Below are 15,156 nucleotides of genomic sequence, written 5' to 3'. Positions count from 1 at the left end.
CAAGGTTTGCTAAACCCCCGGACATGACGAAAACCACAGCCCTTGATACGGATAGCCGCGTCCTGATGAAACGCATCTGGCGCGAGGAAATGCGCCAGCATGTCGGACGGATCATTTCCGTTGTTGTCCTGACCGTTCTGATGGCAGCACTGACCGCGCTTTATCCTGCCGTCATCAAACGGGCTGTGGATATGTTCGCGGCGCATGATTCCCGAATTTTGTATCAAATTCCGGCGCTTGTTGTGATCGTGACCGGACTTAAGGCCGCTTCCCAGTATGGACAGACTATTGCCGTACAGGGGCTGGTTCTGACGGTGATTCGCGGGCTGCAATCCCGCATGTTCGCCCATTCGCTTCAGGCGGATGTCTCGACGATCGAAAAGGACGCGCCCGCTAAATGGGCGGCCCGCTTCACCACGGACGCTATTTCGATCCGCGAGGCCATGATCCGTGTGGTCAACGCGCTCGGAGACGCCGTAACGGTAGTGGGGCTGGTGATTTCCATGATCGTAACGGACTGGGAACTGAGCCTGATCGCGCTCGTGCTCTACCCTATCGCGGCTGTTCCTATCCAGAAGCTGGGCAAAAAAGTGCGTCGTGCTTCGGGCGGTATGCAGGAGCAGATTGGCGAGACCTCGGCGCTGCTAAACGAAAGTTTCGCTCTGGCCCGACAGATCCGTATCTACCGCATGGAAGACCGAGAAAGCACGCGGGTCGATCATTCTCTTGATCTGCTCCATTCTGCATTTCTGCGTATTGCCAAAGGTCGTGCTCGCGTTGATCCAGTGCTTGAAGTTCTGGGTGGTGCAGCGGTGGCTGCCGTGCTGGGGTTTGCGGGATGGCGGGCAGCGCAAGGCGGCGCAACACTCGGAGACTTTACGGCTTTTATCGCAGCCCTTTTGACTGCATCCCGACCCATCCGCGCGCTGGGTTCTCTTAACACGGCTCTTCAGGAAGGTTTGGCCGGACTATCGCGTGTTTTTGCTGTGATTGACGAACCCCCGGCCGTGATGGAGCGGGCGGGGGCGAAACCTCTTCCAGCAGGCAAGGGGCACTTGGTTTTCGAACAGGCGGGGTATCGTTATGAAGACGGCCGGGTCGCGTTGCGGGGCCTGACTTTCGACGTGCAACCCGGAAAAACCGTGGCGCTTGTCGGCCCCAGCGGGGCTGGAAAATCCACGGCACTGTCTCTGATCCCGCGCCTGCATGACGTGAGTGAAGGGAGTATCCGGCTGGAAGGCGTGGATCTGCGCGATCTGACACTCTCATCCCTTCGCGATGCCATCGCCTATGTCAGTCAGGATACGACCCTGTTTGATATGTCTTTGATCGAGAATATCTGGATCGGGCGTCCTTCTGCATCGCGGGATGACGTCGAAAAAGCATGCGCCATGGCGGCGGTCGATTTTCTCGATAATCTGCCTGCGGGACTGGAAACACGGGTGGGACCGGGTGGACGTCGACTGTCGGGCGGCCAGCGTCAGCGTGTGGCACTGGCCCGTGCCCTTTTGCGCAATCCGCGGGTGCTGCTTCTTGACGAAGCAACGAGTGCTCTGGATTCTGAAAGTGAGGCGCGGGTTCAGAAGGCCTTGGCCAATCTGCGTTCAGGCCGCACGACCGTGATTGTCGCACATCGGCTCTCCACGGTGCAGGCGGCAGATCTCATCGTCGTCATGGATCACGGCGCTGTCGCCGAAGCGGGGACACATGCGGAACTGCTCAGGCAAGATGGTCTTTATGCACGGCTGGTACGAACCCAGTCTTTGGCGGCGGCCTGAAACAGGGCCGTCAGTTCTGGGATTAATGCGGCATACAGGTCTTTCTTGAAGCCCAGATCGCGTTCCAGAACATCATTCGGCTCAACCCATTCCCAACAGTCGAATTCTGCTGGCTCATGAAGATCCAGCCGAATATCGGAATCCTGTCCTTCATATCCCATCACGAACCACTTCTGGGTCTGCCCCCGGAAGCGGCCACCCAGAGCCTTGCCGATCAGGGCAGATGGCAGATCATAGGACAGCCACCCCTCACGTTCGGCAAGAATGCGGGCGTTGCTTGTGCCGATTTCTTCACCCATCTCTCGTATGGCGGCTGTTTCGGGCGTCTCGCCCTCATCAATGCCGCCCTGTGGGCACTGCCAGACACGGCCCGGAAGATCCGTCCGGCAGGCGATGAACAGCTTGCCCTCCCGATTAAAGAGCGCAATTCCGACATTCGGACGATAGGGCAGGGTCATGCAATCGCTCATAAAGGGGCAACCGGGCTGGAAGACAGCAGATTGGTGGCCTGATCATTTCCAATGCCGCTATCGACGAAACTGGACGGCGGCACCAGAACAAAGCTGCCTGCTGCCGGGCCCTTGAGCCAGTTTGCAAGACGGTCGATCATGACGGGGGTGACAGGACCGACCATCAGCAGAATTTTCGTGGGCTTTCCGTCCTGGGGCAGTAGAGCGGCAAGGCGGCTGTCTACAGTGGCAGCATCCGCATCGCCATCAATCCAGGACGTCGCGGTCATGCCGCGCGTGCGGCGACCATCCTGTGCAGAGCCAGCCAGATAAAGAAGCCCTTTATTGCTAATGATGCTGGCAATCGGAGCAAAATCCGGCGAGGTCGCGTAACCGCCGCCCGGTTGATCGTCTCCGTTTTCAGAAGCATCCGTCAGGCCTTCCGCGCCTGTGGCCCGTGAAAGACACCATTCCAGTTCACGCTGATCATCGGCGGCGGAGTTGCCATATCCCAGTGCGTGCGAGCCCTCATCCACGCGTTCGGGATGCGCGCTCTGCATCGGAAGCGTGACATAGACTTCACGATGGCTGGCATGGGCGCGGGCAGCAATGTCGCCGATATTGCTCACATAAGGCGAAATCCCGACCGCGACCGGGGCTGGAATGCGCGAAAGAACATCGTAGGTCAGCGCGTCGGAATAGCCAAAACCCTGAAGTACGATTGCAATGGCGGTTTTGTCGGCTGGAACTGCGGGTGAAGGCGGTCTGACGACGGCTGCTGAACTGGCGGCGGCAGACGACGACACCGACGGCAGGGCCTGCTGCGTCACGGCAGTTGAAGGTGCTGTCGGTGTGGGCGGAACGGCTTTGGCGGGAATAACTGTCGGTGCCGCAACCGGCGTTGCAGGTTGCGGCACCTCAGATGGACTGACAGGGCGTGCCGCCTCTTTCGGCACCGGTGTGGAGACGATTGAGGAAGCGTTTTGTGCAGAGGGCACTTCCGGTCGCGCCGAGGGAGTAATTGTTGCCAGAACGACAGGTTTCTGATGATGGAACAGGAACGCCGCTGCTCCGGCCCCTCCTGCGAGAAGGACGGCCCAGAACGCGATCAGAAGGCGTCCGATAACGGGAAGTCGTTGCCAGAGCCCTGCACGGCTGGAGGCGGGACGGTTCTGCACGATCCGGGATGTCCTTGTCAGTGATGTGCTTCAGGCGGTTTGGGGGTAGCAGGAGTGGCAGCTTTGACTTCGGTTGCCGGTGCTGTCGCCGGAGCCGGATTTGAAATACCTGCCATGGCGTTGATGACCTTGATGGCCTGCTGAAGCTGGAAATCCGTCGCAGGCTTCGTCACGTCAAATGCGGGCCAGTTGGCATCCGGCATCTTGGGAATGGATTTCGCAATCGGCGGAATATCGGTGCGCGGCGTTTCGGTTGTCCGGTTGCCGCCGATATTCGTCAGAATGTGGGACAGATCCGCTTCACGATATCCGAAAGCGTCGTCATCCTTCGTTTCGGAGACGGGAATATCGGGAGTGATCCCAAGGCCCTGAATGGAACGCCCGGATGGCGTGTAGTAGCGGGCTGTCGTCAGGCGGACTGCGCCCTGATCTCCGATCGGGATCAGGGTCTGGACCGAACCCTTACCGAAAGTCTTTTCGCCGAGGATAATGGCGCGGTGATGGTCCTTCAGTGCGCCAGCCACGATTTCACTGGCCGAGGCTGAGCCGCCATTCGTCAAAACGACGATCGGAAGGCCGTTGGTAATGTCCGTGCCTTTCGCATCCCAGCGCTGGTTATTTTCCGCATGGCGACCACGAATGGAGACGATTTCTCCGTCCTTGATGAAGTCGTCCGCAACCGCGATGGCCTGATCGAGCTTGCCGCCCGGATTGGAGCGCAGATCGAGGATGATTCCGGTCAGCTTGCCGCCGGGAGTTTTGGCGGCTTCTGCCTTGAGTTTGTCGAACGCGGCATGCATGGCGCCTTCGAGATCGTCATCGAATTCGGTCAGACGAATATAGCCTGTGCTGCCATAAAGTGCCGACTTTACGATCTGAACATGGACGATTTCACGCGTCATGTCGAAGGTCAGCGTCTTGCCGGTCTTGGGGCGCACGACTGTCAGGCTGATTTTGGTGCCCGGATCGCCACGCATCTTGCGGACGGCCTGATCCAGCGTCAGGTCGTCGATGCTCTTGTGGTCGACCATCGTGATGAAATCGCCCGGCTGGATGCCAGCGCGCGCGGCCGGGGTGCCGTCGATCGGGGAGACGACGCGGACATGACCGGATTCGCCCTGAACCTGAAGGCCTAGACCGCCGAACTTGCCCGAAATCTCGGTCTGCATGTCGTGGAACTGGGCTGCGGTCATGTAGGAGGAATGGGGGTCGAGGTTGCCGACCATGCCATCCAGCGCGTTATTGATGAGGTCTTTGTCAGACACGGGGTGGACGTATTCCGCCTTCACCACGTCCATGACCGTTCCCAGCAACGTCAGCAGGCGGACGGTTTCCGCGCTGTTGTCATGAGAAATCTCACGGGCGAAGGCTGCGCCCGGAAAGTCGCTGGAGCCAGCAAGACGCAGGGCGCCCGGTCCGACAGCCAGTCCGGCCAGAAAGGCGGTGCCCAGCAACAGGCCACTGCGAAACTTCATGTGATCTCCATCCTCGGGCACGAAGGAACCTGCTGGCCGACGGTGCTCCGTGGGGAGACTAGGCCGGTTCAGGTTGCCAAATTACTAAGATATGATCCTACAAGGTCAGACGCGCTCGGCAAACCGGCTCAGAGGAAAGGAGCCGGGCTGACCACCTGTGCGCCGTGGCGGAGCTGGACAAAAAGCATTCCTTCCGCCGCAGGCATCTGGCCGAGTGTGGCAGCTTTCCTGATGCTTTGGCCACCCGAAACAGTCAGCTGGCCTAGCCCGGACAGCACGAAACGATAGTTGCGCCCGCAATCAAGGATCAGCATCTGTCCGAAAGAGCGGAAAGGACCGGCAAATTCGACTCGGCCTGTACACGGAGCTTGCACGGGAGCGGAGGAGAGGGCGGCGTAGGTGATGCCGGTGGCCGGACCGGCTTCTGTTGCCTGCCCCCAGCGGATCGCAACATGGCCCGGAACCGGGGCGTGGCCGCCGGTGCTGGAAACGCCCTGTCCGGCGGAGGAGAGAGACTGGGCCTGCGAGCGCGCATGACGGGCACGTTCGAACTCGTGCTGGCGGGCGAGGGCTGCGGCTTCTTTTTCAAGTTCGGCGCGGGCCTGTGCTTCCTGCCGTACCAGACTGGTGATTTCCGCAGACAGATCCGCTGCGGCCTGCATGGCATCGGCAACGGCTTTGCGGGCTTTTTGCGCGCCCTGATCTGCGACGGCTTCCTGATGCGCTGCAATTCGGGTCCGGGTGGCAGCGGTATTGCGTTCATGCGTCTGTTGCGTCAGCAGGGTCGAAAGCTCCTTCTGGTGCTGTTCCAGATCGTTGCCGATGGCATGGAGTTCGTCTTCGCGGGACTGAAGGGTCTGGGCGCGCTGCCGAGTGAGCTGGGAAAAGCCGCCGAGAATGGACAGGGCGGTGACGCTTTCAGATGCCGTTTCCGGCGATGCCAGCAAGGCGGCGTCAGGTGCGATGGACAGGCGCGCTGCGATGGGGAGCAGGGGTTGCAGGGCGGCATTCTGCTGACGGATGTCTGCCTGAACGGCCGTCCGTTTGTTTTGTAGTTCTGCAATAGTGTTTCGCAGGGTTTGGATGCGGCTCTGAGTGTTGTCCAGAGCAGACTGGGCCGTATGAGTCTGGGCGGTGTAGGCGAGCGTCCGGGCTGTGTCCTGCTTGGCTTTTGCTTCGGCCTGTGCCGACGCGATCTGCTTGGCCCGCAGGGTTGCGGCTTCAGAGGCCTGTTGTTGTTCCAGCGCGCGACGCGCGGCCTGTGCGCGTGCGAGGGCTCTCTGCCCCGCGCTTGGTGCTGTCAGCGTTGATTTCGCGGCATGATGGTGTGCCGCATGATGCGCTGCCGCCCAGTGGGACGACAGGAGCAGGGCAAGCGGCAGAATGTGTCGTGAATCAGGGGCTTTCAAGCAGGGAGACACCCGTCATTGCGTCAGGCTGCCTGATGTTCATGAGGGCCAACATGGTTGGAGCGAGATCTGCCAGACGACCGTCATGAATGGTTTTGCCATGAGCATGGGCCAGAATGACTGGGACGACATTCAGTGTGTGGGACGTATGAGCGCCGCCCGTCACAGGGTCTCGCATGGTTTCGCAGTTACCATGATCCGCCGTGACGAGCAGGGCCCCGCCGGCTTCGGCAATGGCGGTATTGATGCGGCCCAGCCCCTGGTCGACCGTTTCGCAGGCCTTGATGGCGGCGGGCAGGGAGCCTGTGTGGCCGACCATGTCCGGATTGGCGAAATTCAGGACGATCATGTCGAATTTGCCGCTCTCGATGGCGGCAACAGCCTTGTCCGTCAGTTCGGGTGCGGACATTTCGGGCTGGAGATCGTAGGTCGCTACCTTGGGGGACGGGACCAGAATGCGCTCCTCACCCTCGAACTGGACTTCGCGGCCTCCGTTGAGGAAGTAGGTGACGTGCGGATATTTTTCTGTCTCCGCCATGCGAAGTTGCGTTCTGCCCGCTTTGGCTACCACATCCCCCAGTAGATCATCGAGCGGCACCTTGGAGAACAGCACACTCATGTAAGGGGCCAGATGGTCGGAATAGCGGGACATGCCGCAGACAGACGCGAACTTTATCTTCCGTCCGCTCTCATATTCTGCGAAATCCGGAAGGACCAGAACGTCCAGAAGCTGGCGGATACGGTCTGCGCGGAAGTTGCAGGAGAGGATGCCGTCTCCGTCCTTCATGCCAGCGTAGTCGCCCAGCACGGTGGGAAGCACGAACTCATCACCCTTATCGCTGTCGTAACTGGCCTGAAGCGCGGAGAGTGCATCCGTGGCGTGAGGCCCCTTCGCATCCCGAATGGCCGCGACGGCCAGCCCAACACGTTCCCAGCGGCGGTCCCGGTCCATGGCATAATAGCGGCCGCTGAGTGTGGCGATTTTTACGGTGGCTGGCAGATCCGTGAGGAATTTTCCGATGAACTGTTCACCGGAGCGCGGAGCCGTATCGCGGCCATCGCTAAAGATATGAACGGCGACGGGAACGCCTGCTGCGTTGACAATTTTGGCCAATGCAACGACATGGTCCTGATGGGCATGCACGCCGCCGGGCGAGATCAGACCCATGAGATGGCAGGTTCCGCCCGAGGCTTTCAGCGCTGCGATGTGCTCCAGCAGGACAGGGTTCTGAGCCAGGGAGCCATCCCGGGCGCTGCGGGAAATGCGAGGCAATTCCTGCATGACGACGCGACCGGCACCGATATTCAGATGTCCGACTTCGGAATTGCCCATCTGTCCGTCAGGAAGACCGACATCCTCGCCTGATGTTTTCAGAAACGCATGAGAGCTTGTGGCCCAGAGCGTGTCGAATGTTGGGGTATTGGCGAGGCGGACTGCGTTGTCTGATGCATCCTCGCGCCAGCCGAAGCCGTCGAGAATGACCAGCATGACGGGGCGGGGCGTTGAGGATGCAGACATGGCAGTCTCCTGAAGGGAAGGAAGGAGTGAACTGTCGTTCATCATGCCACCATTCCCCGCAAATGCGAACGCCCGCCGTGAAGGCGGGCGCTGCATTGTGATCGGGAGGCTGGCTTCAGAGTTTGTCGACGCCGCTCTTGACCGCATCCTTGGCGTCTCCGACGCCCTTCTGGACTTTGCCCTTGAGGTTCTGGGCAATGCCTTCAGCCTCAAGCTTCTCATCGTTCGTCACGTGGCCGACTTCTTCCTTGATCTTACCCGTCACCTGATTGGCAACGCCTTTGATCTTGTCTTCGATGGAACTCATGACCGGATCCTTCCGTCTTGATGTTGTGCAGATATTAACGGGTTTCGCCGTGCCGGGTTGCGTCGTGACAGTTTAAGATGCGTGACAAAATACGGCCGCGCTTTCATACATCCACCAAGATCCATTCCCAGAAGACGTCCCTCAGAGTTTCCGGAGAACCAGTATGACCCAGAGTTGCGACCCGAATGGGCAGACCGGCAGTGGTTGCGGCGTTGGCCTGACACCCGAGCAATGGCGTATTCTTCACGAGCACGGCACGGAACGCCCTGGTTCCAGCCCGCTCAATGACGAGAAACGCGCGGGAATCTATGCCTGTGCGGCCTGTGGACGCCCGTTGTTCTCCTCGGAGGCCAAATATGACAGCGGCAGTGGCTGGCCGTCATTTTTCCAGCCTCTCTCCGGCGGTGTCGAAACCACGCAGGACAGCCGCTATGGCATGGTCCGCACGGAAGTTCACTGTGCGAACTGCAAGGGTCATCTGGGGCATGTCTTTCCCGATGGGCCGCCGCCCACGGGGTTGCGTTATTGTATGAACGGTCTGGCGCTCGATTTCCGCCCGGCCGAAGGAGAAAAAGCATGAGCAAGGCGCTGCCGCCTATCGTTCTCGACCATCCGCTGGTGCGCCACAAGCTGACCCGTCTGCGTGACCACAACACATCCACGGCAGGTTTCCGTCGTCTGACGCGCGAACTCAGCCTGCTGCTGGCTTATGAAGCCACACGGAACCTGTCGCTGGCTCCGCGTCATATCGAAGCGCCGAGCGGACCGATGGAAGGCGAAGAGCTGGACGGCAAGAAGCTGTGTTTTGTCTCCATCCTGCGGGCAGGAAACGGTCTTTTGGACGGGATGCTGGATCTGGTTCCGTCCGCGCGTGTGGGGCATATCGGGTTGCGTCGGGATCATGAGACGCTTGAAGTGAGTGAATACTACTTCAATATGCCGAGCGATGTTCCAGGCCGGACCTGCATCGTGCTCGATCCGATGCTCGCGACAGGGCACTCTGCTGCGGCTGCGCTGACCCGCGTAAAGGCTGCCGGGGCAACGAACCCGATCTTTGCCTGCCTGCTGGCCGTTCCGGAAGGCATTGCCCATATGGCGGAACTGCATCCTGATGTGCAGATCGTGACCTGTTCGATCGACAGCCATCTGGATGAGCATGGCTATATTGTTCCGGGCCTTGGAGATGCGGGCGACCGTCTGTTCGGAACGCGCTAAAGCACGGGCACACGGTCTTGTGTGCTGAAATGTCAGGCGTTTTGTGGCGGGTATGGGGGCTCATCCTGTGGAGAGCATTTCATGCCTGCCTATGCCCTGTTCATTCGTGAAAAACTGGCCGATCCCGCTGAATTCAAGAAATATTCGGAGGTCGTGGCTGAAACCTTCAAAGGGTTTCCGGCCAAAATCCTCGCCGCCTATGGCAAGCAGGAAAAACTCGAAGGCACCGAGCCTGATGGTGTGGTGATTATCGAGTTCCCGGACGCGGCTTCGGCCCGCGCGTGGTACGAAAGCCCGGCCTACCAGAAGGCTGCAGAGCATCGCTGGAAGGCCGGGCCGTATAATGTCGTGATCGTGGACGGGGTCTGAGGATCAGTCCCGCCGGACGATGTAATGCCGCGCCAGATCGGTCTCGATCTGGTGGGCATGTTCGGTATCGCGAGCTTCTACCATCACTAGTAGTTCGGCCGTCTGAACAGACGGGGAGGCGAACAGGCGGTGATGAGAAACCTCGATGATGTTCCCGCCGTAATTGCCGATACGGGTGGAGATATCCGCCAGCATGCCCGGACGATCGGGGATCTGGAAGATCAGCCGCAGGATCCGTCCATCCCGAAGCAGGGAGCGAAGGATCGTATTGGCGAGAATGCGCGCGTTGATGTTACCGCCAGAAAGCGGCAGGGCGACGTGGCGGCCCCTGAACAGTTCAGGATAGGCCAGAACGGCAGCAAGGCCCGTGGCGCCTGCGCCTTCGCAGACCTGCTTGGCTTTTTCAGCCAGTGTCGTGACGGCGCTTTCGACCTGAAGCTCGCTGACGACGAGAACTTTGGAAATCCGGTTACGGAACGCACTCAGGCAGTGGTCGCCGAGTTTTGTAACTGCGATGCCTTCCGCAATGGTCGATCCGCCCAGTGTCGGGCCGTCTTCCTTGGGATAGCCGGACAGTGAGGCATAGGCCTCGACCTGCACGCCGATCACCTCAACGTCTGGGCGCAAGGCTGCCATGACCGTGGCAAACCCACCAATCAGGCCGCCACCACCCACGGGAACGACAACTGTGTCGATATCCGGTGCGTCCTGCAGGAGTTCAAGTGCCGCCGTACCCTGACCGGCAATGACGGCAGGGTCGTTGAACGGATGCACGAGAACGCGTCCGTCCTGCTTCTGAAGCTCGGCGGCTGTTTCGCTGGCCTGCGCGAAGTCGTCACCTGCGAGCACAACGTTCGCGCCCCAGGCCTGCGTTGCCGCGACCTTGGTGGCGGGCGTGAAGCGCGGCATGACGATGGTGGCATCAATACCGAGAAGACTGGCCTGACGGGCCACACCCTGTGCGTGATTGCCTGCCGAGACGGTAATCACGCCGCGTGCCCGCTCTTCCGGCGTCAGGAGGGCCATTTTATTGGCCGCTCCGCGCTCCTTGAAGGAACCGATCGCCTGAAGGTTTTCGAGCTTGAGCGTAATCTCCGCGCCTGTCAGTTTGGACAGGGCAGGGCAGGAAATCGTCGGTGTGCGGACCACCGTGGAGGCGATGCGCTCGTGGGCGCTCTCGATATCCGCAATGGTCACGACAGGGGTGGTGGACGTCAGGACGTCAGACATCAGCGATATGCGACCTTGAGGATTTCGTAAGTCCGGTCTCCGCCGGGAGCGGGGACAGACACGGTATCACCGACATCCTTGCCGATCAGTGCCTTGGCGAGCGGCGAGGAAATCGAAATCAGGCCCTGCTTGATGTCAGCTTCATGGACGCCGACGATCTGGTACAGGGCTTCCTTGTCGGTTTCTTCGTCCACGAGTTCGATATGTGCACCGAAACGGACGCGCGTTCCTGTCAGCGTGGACGGGTCGATGACTTCAGCACTGGAGACGATACTTTCCAGTTCCAGAACGCGCCCTTCGATGAAGGACTGGCGGTCCCGTGCTGAGTGGTATTCGGCATTTTCGGACAAATCGCCATGCTCGCGGGCTTCTGCGATGGCGCGGATGACAGCAGGGCGTTCAACGCTCTTGAGATTCCGCAGTTCGTCTTCGAGACGCTGCAGTCCCTTTGCGGTCATGGGGATTTTCTGCACTCTGCAATCCTTGGGAAAAATCATTGCGACTAAATGCGCATAAGTACCAAATAATAAGGTTTTTTAGCGATTTTTGCAAGAGTTGGAAAATTTGTTATTGAAAAGCGATAAATCTGTTATATGCGCAGAGCAGATATTCTCTTATTGAAAAACAATAATAATTTCACTTCCGCTTTTCAGCGCCGGGTTGGGATCGGACGTGATCTGGACGAAAGTCAAGAACTGGACGAGGTCCCCTGAATGCCCATTGCCATTAATCTGGACGCATTATTGCGTGAGCGCGGCATGACCCTGACGGAACTGTCGGAACGGGTTGGGCTGACACTGGCCAACCTGTCCATTCTTAAAACGGGGAAGGCCAAGGCCGTCCGGTTTTCAACGCTTGAAACGCTGTGTCGTGTGCTGGAGTGCCAGCCGGGGGATATTCTCGGATTTTCCGAAGAAGAATAGCCCCGTCGAAAGTCGCTCCGACGGGGCTGATACCGGGTTCTTCCTGTTAGAATGTGCCCTTGAAGTAGGACTGAAGCGGGGCAACACCCAGATCGTCTTCTTTGAGGACCGCAATCGCGTAGGTCGCCGCACGGGCACCTGCGATCGTGGTGTAGTGCGGGATCCCCATGGTCAGGGCGCTGCGACGGATCTCGTAGCTGTCCTGCGCGGCCTGACCACCCTGCGAGGTGTTGATGACCATCTGTACGTCGCCCGAGCGGATGGAATCCACGCAGTTCGGACGGCCCTGCATCACCTTGTTCACGCGCTTTACGGGAATGTCCGCGTCTTCCAGACGGGACGCCGTGCCGCTGGTGGCGAGGATCGTGAAGCCCATGGCGACCAGTTTGCGAGCCAGTGGCTGGACGTGCGCCTTGTCGCTGTCACGGACGGACAGGAACACCGTGCCTGCAAGCGGCAGTGTTACGCCAGCGGCAAGCTGGGACTTGGCAAAGGCGCGCTCGAAGCTGGAATCTAGACCCATGACTTCACCCGTGGACCGCATTTCCGGGCCGAGGATCGTGTCGGCATTGGCGAAGCGGTGGAACGGGAACACCGCTTCCTTGACAGCCACATGCGGCGAGACCGCACCTCCATCGAGCTTGAACTCGGTGAGTTTCGCACCTGCCATGACGCGTGCGCCGATCTTGGCGACCGGAACCCCGGTAGCCTTGGCGACGAACGGTACGGTTCGCGAGGCGCGCGGGTTTACTTCGAGAACGAAGACTTCCTGATCCTTGATGGCATATTGCACGTTCATCAGGCCGCGGATGCCCAGTTCGCGGGCCATGGCTTCGGTCTGCGAGCGCAATTCCGTCACCAGCGCGGGGGAGAGCGTGTAGGGCGGCAGGGAGCAGGCAGAGTCACCGGAATGGATGCCGGCTTCTTCGATGTGTTCCATGACGCCTGCGACATAGACGTTCTCGCCGTCGCAGATGCAGTCCACGTCCGCTTCGATGGCGTCGTTGAGGTAGTGATCGAGCAGGACCGGGCCGGTCGAGACTTCGGGACCGGCGGCGCGCAGGACGCCGTTGAGGTAGCGCTTGAGGCCTGGCTTGTCATAGACGATTTCCATCGCGCGACCGCCCAGAACGTAGGACGGGCGGGCGACGACCGGGTAGCCGACGTCTTCCGCGATGGCTTCGGCTTCCGCCGGGCTGCGGGCGATGCCGTTGCGCGGCTGGCGCAGGCCGAGCTTGCGGAGCATGGTCTGGAAGCGCTCGCGGTCTTCGGCGCGGTCGATCGCGTCCGCAGGGGTGCCGAGGAGCGGGATACCAGCTTCTTCAAGGGCGCGGGACAGCTTGAGCGGAGTCTGGCCGCCATACTGCACGATGCAGCCCAGAACCTTGCCGCCCTTGGCTTCGGTGCGGATCAGGGCGATCACGTCCTCAGCGGTCAGAGGCTCGAAATACAGGCGGTCCGAGGTGTCGTAGTCGGTTGAGACCGTCTCGGGGTTGCAGTTGACCATGACCGTCTCGAAACCGGCTTCGCGCAGGGCGTAGGCGGCGTGGACGCAGCAATAGTCGAACTCGATGCCCTGACCGATACGGTTCGGGCCGCCACCGAGGATGATGATCTTGTCGCGGTTCGTCGGGCGGCTTTCGCATTCAGGCGTGCCGAACCCGCCTTCATAGGTGGAATACAGATAGGGCGTGTCGGAAGCGAATTCGGCGGCGCAAGTGTCGATGCGGCGATAGACAGGCGTGACAGCCAGCTTCTCGCGCAGGTCTGCAACATCCGTGACGCTCTGGCCGGAGAGGCGGGCGAGCTGGACGTCGGAGAAGCCCTGGGCCTTGAGGCGGCGCAGATTGTAGGCGTCTGTGGGCAGGCCGTTCTTTTCGATCTCGCGCTCGGACACCACGATGTCTTCGAGCTGGCGGAGGAACCAGGGCTCGAACTTGCAGGCTGCGTTGATCTGTTCGACCGACAGTCCGGCGCGGAGGGCCTGCGCGGCCATCAGGATGCGCTCGGGGCGCGGTTCGGCCAGAGCGGCGAGATAGGCGTTGTGCGAACCGTCGCCGGGAGCTTCGACCGGATCGAGACCGGTGAGGCCCGTTTCCATAGAGCGCAGACCCTTCTGGATGGCTTCGGCGAAGGACCGGCCCACCGACATGGCTTCACCGACCGACTTCATGGACGTCGAGAGGAGCGCCGGGGAGCCGGGGAACTTCTCGAAGGTGAAGCGGGGGATCTTGGCGACGACATAGTCGATCGTCGGCTCGAAGGAGGCCGGGGTCGTTTTGGTGATGTCGTTCTTGAGTTCGTCCAGCGTGTAGCCCACAGCCAGCTTGGCGGCGATCTTGGCGATCGGGAAGCCGGTGGCCTTTGAGGCAAGCGCGGAGGAACGCGACACGCGCGGGTTCATCTCGATAACGACCAGACGGCCATCGGCGGGGTTGACGCCGAACTGCACGTTGGAGCCGCCGGTCTCGACGCCGATCTTGCGCAGGCACGCGATCGAGGCGTCCCGCATGCGCTGGTATTCCTTGTCGGTCAGCGTCAGGGCGGGGGCGACGGTGATGGAGTCACCGGTATGGACGCCCATCGGGTCGATGTTCTCGATGGAGCAGATGATGATGCAGTTATCCGCAGTGTCGCGGACCACTTCCATCTCGTATTCTTTCCAGCCGAGGACGGATTCTTCGATCAGGACTTCGGTCGTGGGCGAGGCATCGAGGCCACCTGCGACGATCTGGTCGAACTCTTCGCGGTTATAGGCAATGCCGCCGCCAGCGCCGCCCATTGTGAAGGACGGGCGGATGATGGCGGGCAGGCCGACATCGGCCAGGGCCGCGCGGGCTTCTTCGAGCGTATGGGCGATGGTGCTGCGGGGGCTTTCGATCCCGATCTCGTCCATGGCTTCGCGGAACTTCTGGCGATCTTCCGCGCGGTCGATAACCTCTGCGTCCGCGCCGATCAGCTCCACGTTGTGCTTTTTGAGGAAGCCGGACTTGTCGAGCGCCATGGCGGCGTTCAGGGCTGTCTGACCACCCATCGTCGGCAGGACGGCGTCGGGCTTTTCCTTGAGGATGATGCGCTCGACGAATTCCGGGGTGATCGGCTCGATATAGGTCGCATCCGCCAGACCGGGATCGGTCATGATGGTGGCGGGGTTCGAGTTGATCAGGATGACGCGATAGCCTTCCTCACGCAGGGCCTTGCAGGCCTGTGCGCCGGAATAGTCGAATTCGCAGGCCTGTCCGATAACGATCGGGCCAGCGCCGATGATCAGGATGGACGAAATGTCTGTCCGTTTTGGCATGGC

General features: G+C 60.5%; 14 protein-coding genes. 5 read left to right on the top strand and 9 right to left on the bottom strand.

Annotated elements, in window-relative coordinates; all coding sequences use genetic code 11:
* The first annotated feature begins 23 nt into the window (after window positions 1–23).
* Entirely contained in the window at window positions 24–1,778 is a 1,755-nt protein-coding gene (locus HKD21_RS06890; protein ID WP_194254922.1) for an ABC transporter ATP-binding protein, read from the top strand.
* Here HKD21_RS06890 and HKD21_RS06885 read toward each other — a convergent pair.
* The 6 genes from HKD21_RS06885 to HKD21_RS06860 form a co-directional block, all read right to left on the bottom strand.
* Complete coding sequence (locus HKD21_RS06885; protein WP_194254920.1) at window positions 1,736–2,248, bottom strand: RNA pyrophosphohydrolase; 513 nt, start codon at window positions 2,246–2,248, stop codon at window positions 1,736–1,738. The genes HKD21_RS06890 and HKD21_RS06885 overlap by 43 nt on opposite strands.
* On the bottom strand, window positions 2,245–3,405 hold the full coding sequence (locus HKD21_RS06880) for a divergent polysaccharide deacetylase family protein (RefSeq protein ID WP_194254918.1): 1,161 nt from the start codon (window positions 3,403–3,405) through the stop codon (window positions 2,245–2,247). The genes HKD21_RS06885 and HKD21_RS06880 overlap by 4 nt, the downstream gene beginning before the upstream one ends.
* Before the next feature lie 17 nt (window positions 3,406–3,422).
* Window positions 3,423–4,880: a S41 family peptidase gene (locus HKD21_RS06875; protein ID WP_194254916.1), complete on the bottom strand. Its 1,458-nt coding sequence runs from the start codon at window positions 4,878–4,880 to the stop codon at window positions 3,423–3,425.
* A gap of 128 nt (window positions 4,881–5,008) precedes the next feature.
* A complete protein-coding gene (locus HKD21_RS06870; RefSeq protein ID WP_194254915.1) occupies window positions 5,009–6,289 on the bottom strand; it encodes a murein hydrolase activator EnvC family protein in 1,281 nt (426 codons plus the stop codon).
* A complete protein-coding gene (gpmI, locus tag HKD21_RS06865; RefSeq protein WP_194254913.1) occupies window positions 6,276–7,808 on the bottom strand; it encodes a 2,3-bisphosphoglycerate-independent phosphoglycerate mutase in 1,533 nt (510 codons plus the stop codon). Before gpmI ends, HKD21_RS06870 begins: the two co-directional genes overlap by 14 nt.
* Before the next feature lie 115 nt (window positions 7,809–7,923).
* Window positions 7,924–8,115 (bottom strand): CsbD family protein, encoded by a 192-nt coding sequence (locus tag HKD21_RS06860; protein WP_194254911.1) that lies wholly within the window; start codon window positions 8,113–8,115, stop codon window positions 7,924–7,926.
* Between the two features lie 163 nt (window positions 8,116–8,278).
* Between HKD21_RS06860 and msrB the strand changes: the two genes are divergently transcribed.
* The 3 genes from msrB (at window position 8,279) to HKD21_RS06845 (ending at window position 9,699) form a co-directional block, all read left to right on the top strand.
* A complete protein-coding gene (msrB, locus tag HKD21_RS06855) occupies window positions 8,279–8,695 on the top strand; it encodes a peptide-methionine (R)-S-oxide reductase MsrB (protein WP_194254909.1) in 417 nt (138 codons plus the stop codon).
* On the top strand, window positions 8,692–9,330 hold the full coding sequence (gene upp / locus HKD21_RS06850; protein WP_099286883.1) for a uracil phosphoribosyltransferase: 639 nt from the start codon (window positions 8,692–8,694) through the stop codon (window positions 9,328–9,330). The genes msrB and upp overlap by 4 nt, the downstream gene beginning before the upstream one ends.
* 81 nt (window positions 9,331–9,411) lie before the next feature.
* On the top strand, window positions 9,412–9,699 hold the full coding sequence (locus HKD21_RS06845; protein WP_146859768.1) for a DUF1330 domain-containing protein: 288 nt from the start codon (window positions 9,412–9,414) through the stop codon (window positions 9,697–9,699).
* Window positions 9,700–9,702: 3 nt separating this feature from the next.
* Here HKD21_RS06845 and HKD21_RS06840 read toward each other — a convergent pair whose 3' ends face one another.
* Together HKD21_RS06840 and greA are read right to left on the bottom strand one after the other, a co-directional pair.
* Window positions 9,703–10,929, bottom strand: a complete 1,227-nt coding sequence (locus tag HKD21_RS06840; RefSeq protein WP_194254907.1) for a threonine ammonia-lyase — start codon at window positions 10,927–10,929, stop codon at window positions 9,703–9,705.
* Window positions 10,929–11,402 carry a transcription elongation factor GreA gene (gene greA, locus HKD21_RS06835; protein ID WP_194254905.1) on the bottom strand — a complete coding sequence of 158 codons (474 nt, stop codon included), beginning with the start codon at window positions 11,400–11,402 and terminating at the stop codon, window positions 10,929–10,931. The genes HKD21_RS06840 and greA overlap by 1 nt, the downstream gene beginning before the upstream one ends.
* Before the next feature lie 240 nt (window positions 11,403–11,642).
* On the opposite strand from greA, the gene HKD21_RS06830 reads away from it, so the two are divergent.
* Window positions 11,643–11,852, top strand: a complete 210-nt coding sequence (locus HKD21_RS06830) for a helix-turn-helix domain-containing protein (protein ID WP_194254903.1) — start codon at window positions 11,643–11,645, stop codon at window positions 11,850–11,852.
* 46 nt (window positions 11,853–11,898) lie between these two features.
* Here the strand turns inward: HKD21_RS06830 and carB are convergent, their stop codons facing one another.
* Window positions 11,899–15,153 carry a carbamoyl-phosphate synthase large subunit gene (gene carB, locus HKD21_RS06825; RefSeq protein ID WP_194254901.1) on the bottom strand — a complete coding sequence of 1,085 codons (3,255 nt, stop codon included), beginning with the start codon at window positions 15,151–15,153 and terminating at the stop codon, window positions 11,899–11,901.
* Window positions 15,154–15,156 lie beyond the last annotated feature (3 nt).

The organism is Gluconobacter cerevisiae (assembly GCF_015244675.1).
GTDB lineage: Bacteria > Pseudomonadota > Alphaproteobacteria > Acetobacterales > Acetobacteraceae > Gluconobacter > Gluconobacter cerevisiae.
The sequence above is the reverse complement of the archived record's forward strand: the minus strand, read 5'-3'. Positions and strand labels throughout refer to the sequence as shown.

Coding starts and splice junctions, on each gene's coding strand:
- HKD21_RS06890 (WP_194254922.1), top strand. CDS start 24: ATGACGAAAACCACAGCCCTTGATACGGATAGCCGCGTCCTGATGAAA.
- HKD21_RS06885 (WP_194254920.1), bottom strand. CDS start 2,248: ATGAGCGATTGCATGACCCTGCCCTATCGTCCGAATGTCGGAATTGCG.
- HKD21_RS06875 (WP_194254916.1), bottom strand. CDS start 4,880: ATGAAGTTTCGCAGTGGCCTGTTGCTGGGCACCGCCTTTCTGGCCGGA.
- gpmI (WP_194254913.1), bottom strand. CDS start 7,808: ATGTCTGCATCCTCAACGCCCCGCCCCGTCATGCTGGTCATTCTCGAC.
- HKD21_RS06860 (WP_194254911.1), bottom strand. CDS start 8,115: ATGAGTTCCATCGAAGACAAGATCAAAGGCGTTGCCAATCAGGTGACG.
- msrB (WP_194254909.1), top strand. CDS start 8,279: ATGACCCAGAGTTGCGACCCGAATGGGCAGACCGGCAGTGGTTGCGGC.
- upp (WP_099286883.1), top strand. CDS start 8,692: ATGAGCAAGGCGCTGCCGCCTATCGTTCTCGACCATCCGCTGGTGCGC.
- HKD21_RS06845 (WP_146859768.1), top strand. CDS start 9,412: ATGCCTGCCTATGCCCTGTTCATTCGTGAAAAACTGGCCGATCCCGCT.
- HKD21_RS06840 (WP_194254907.1), bottom strand. CDS start 10,929: ATGTCTGACGTCCTGACGTCCACCACCCCTGTCGTGACCATTGCGGAT.
- HKD21_RS06830 (WP_194254903.1), top strand. CDS start 11,643: ATGCCCATTGCCATTAATCTGGACGCATTATTGCGTGAGCGCGGCATG.
- carB (WP_194254901.1), bottom strand. CDS start 15,153: ATGCCAAAACGGACAGACATTTCGTCCATCCTGATCATCGGCGCTGGC.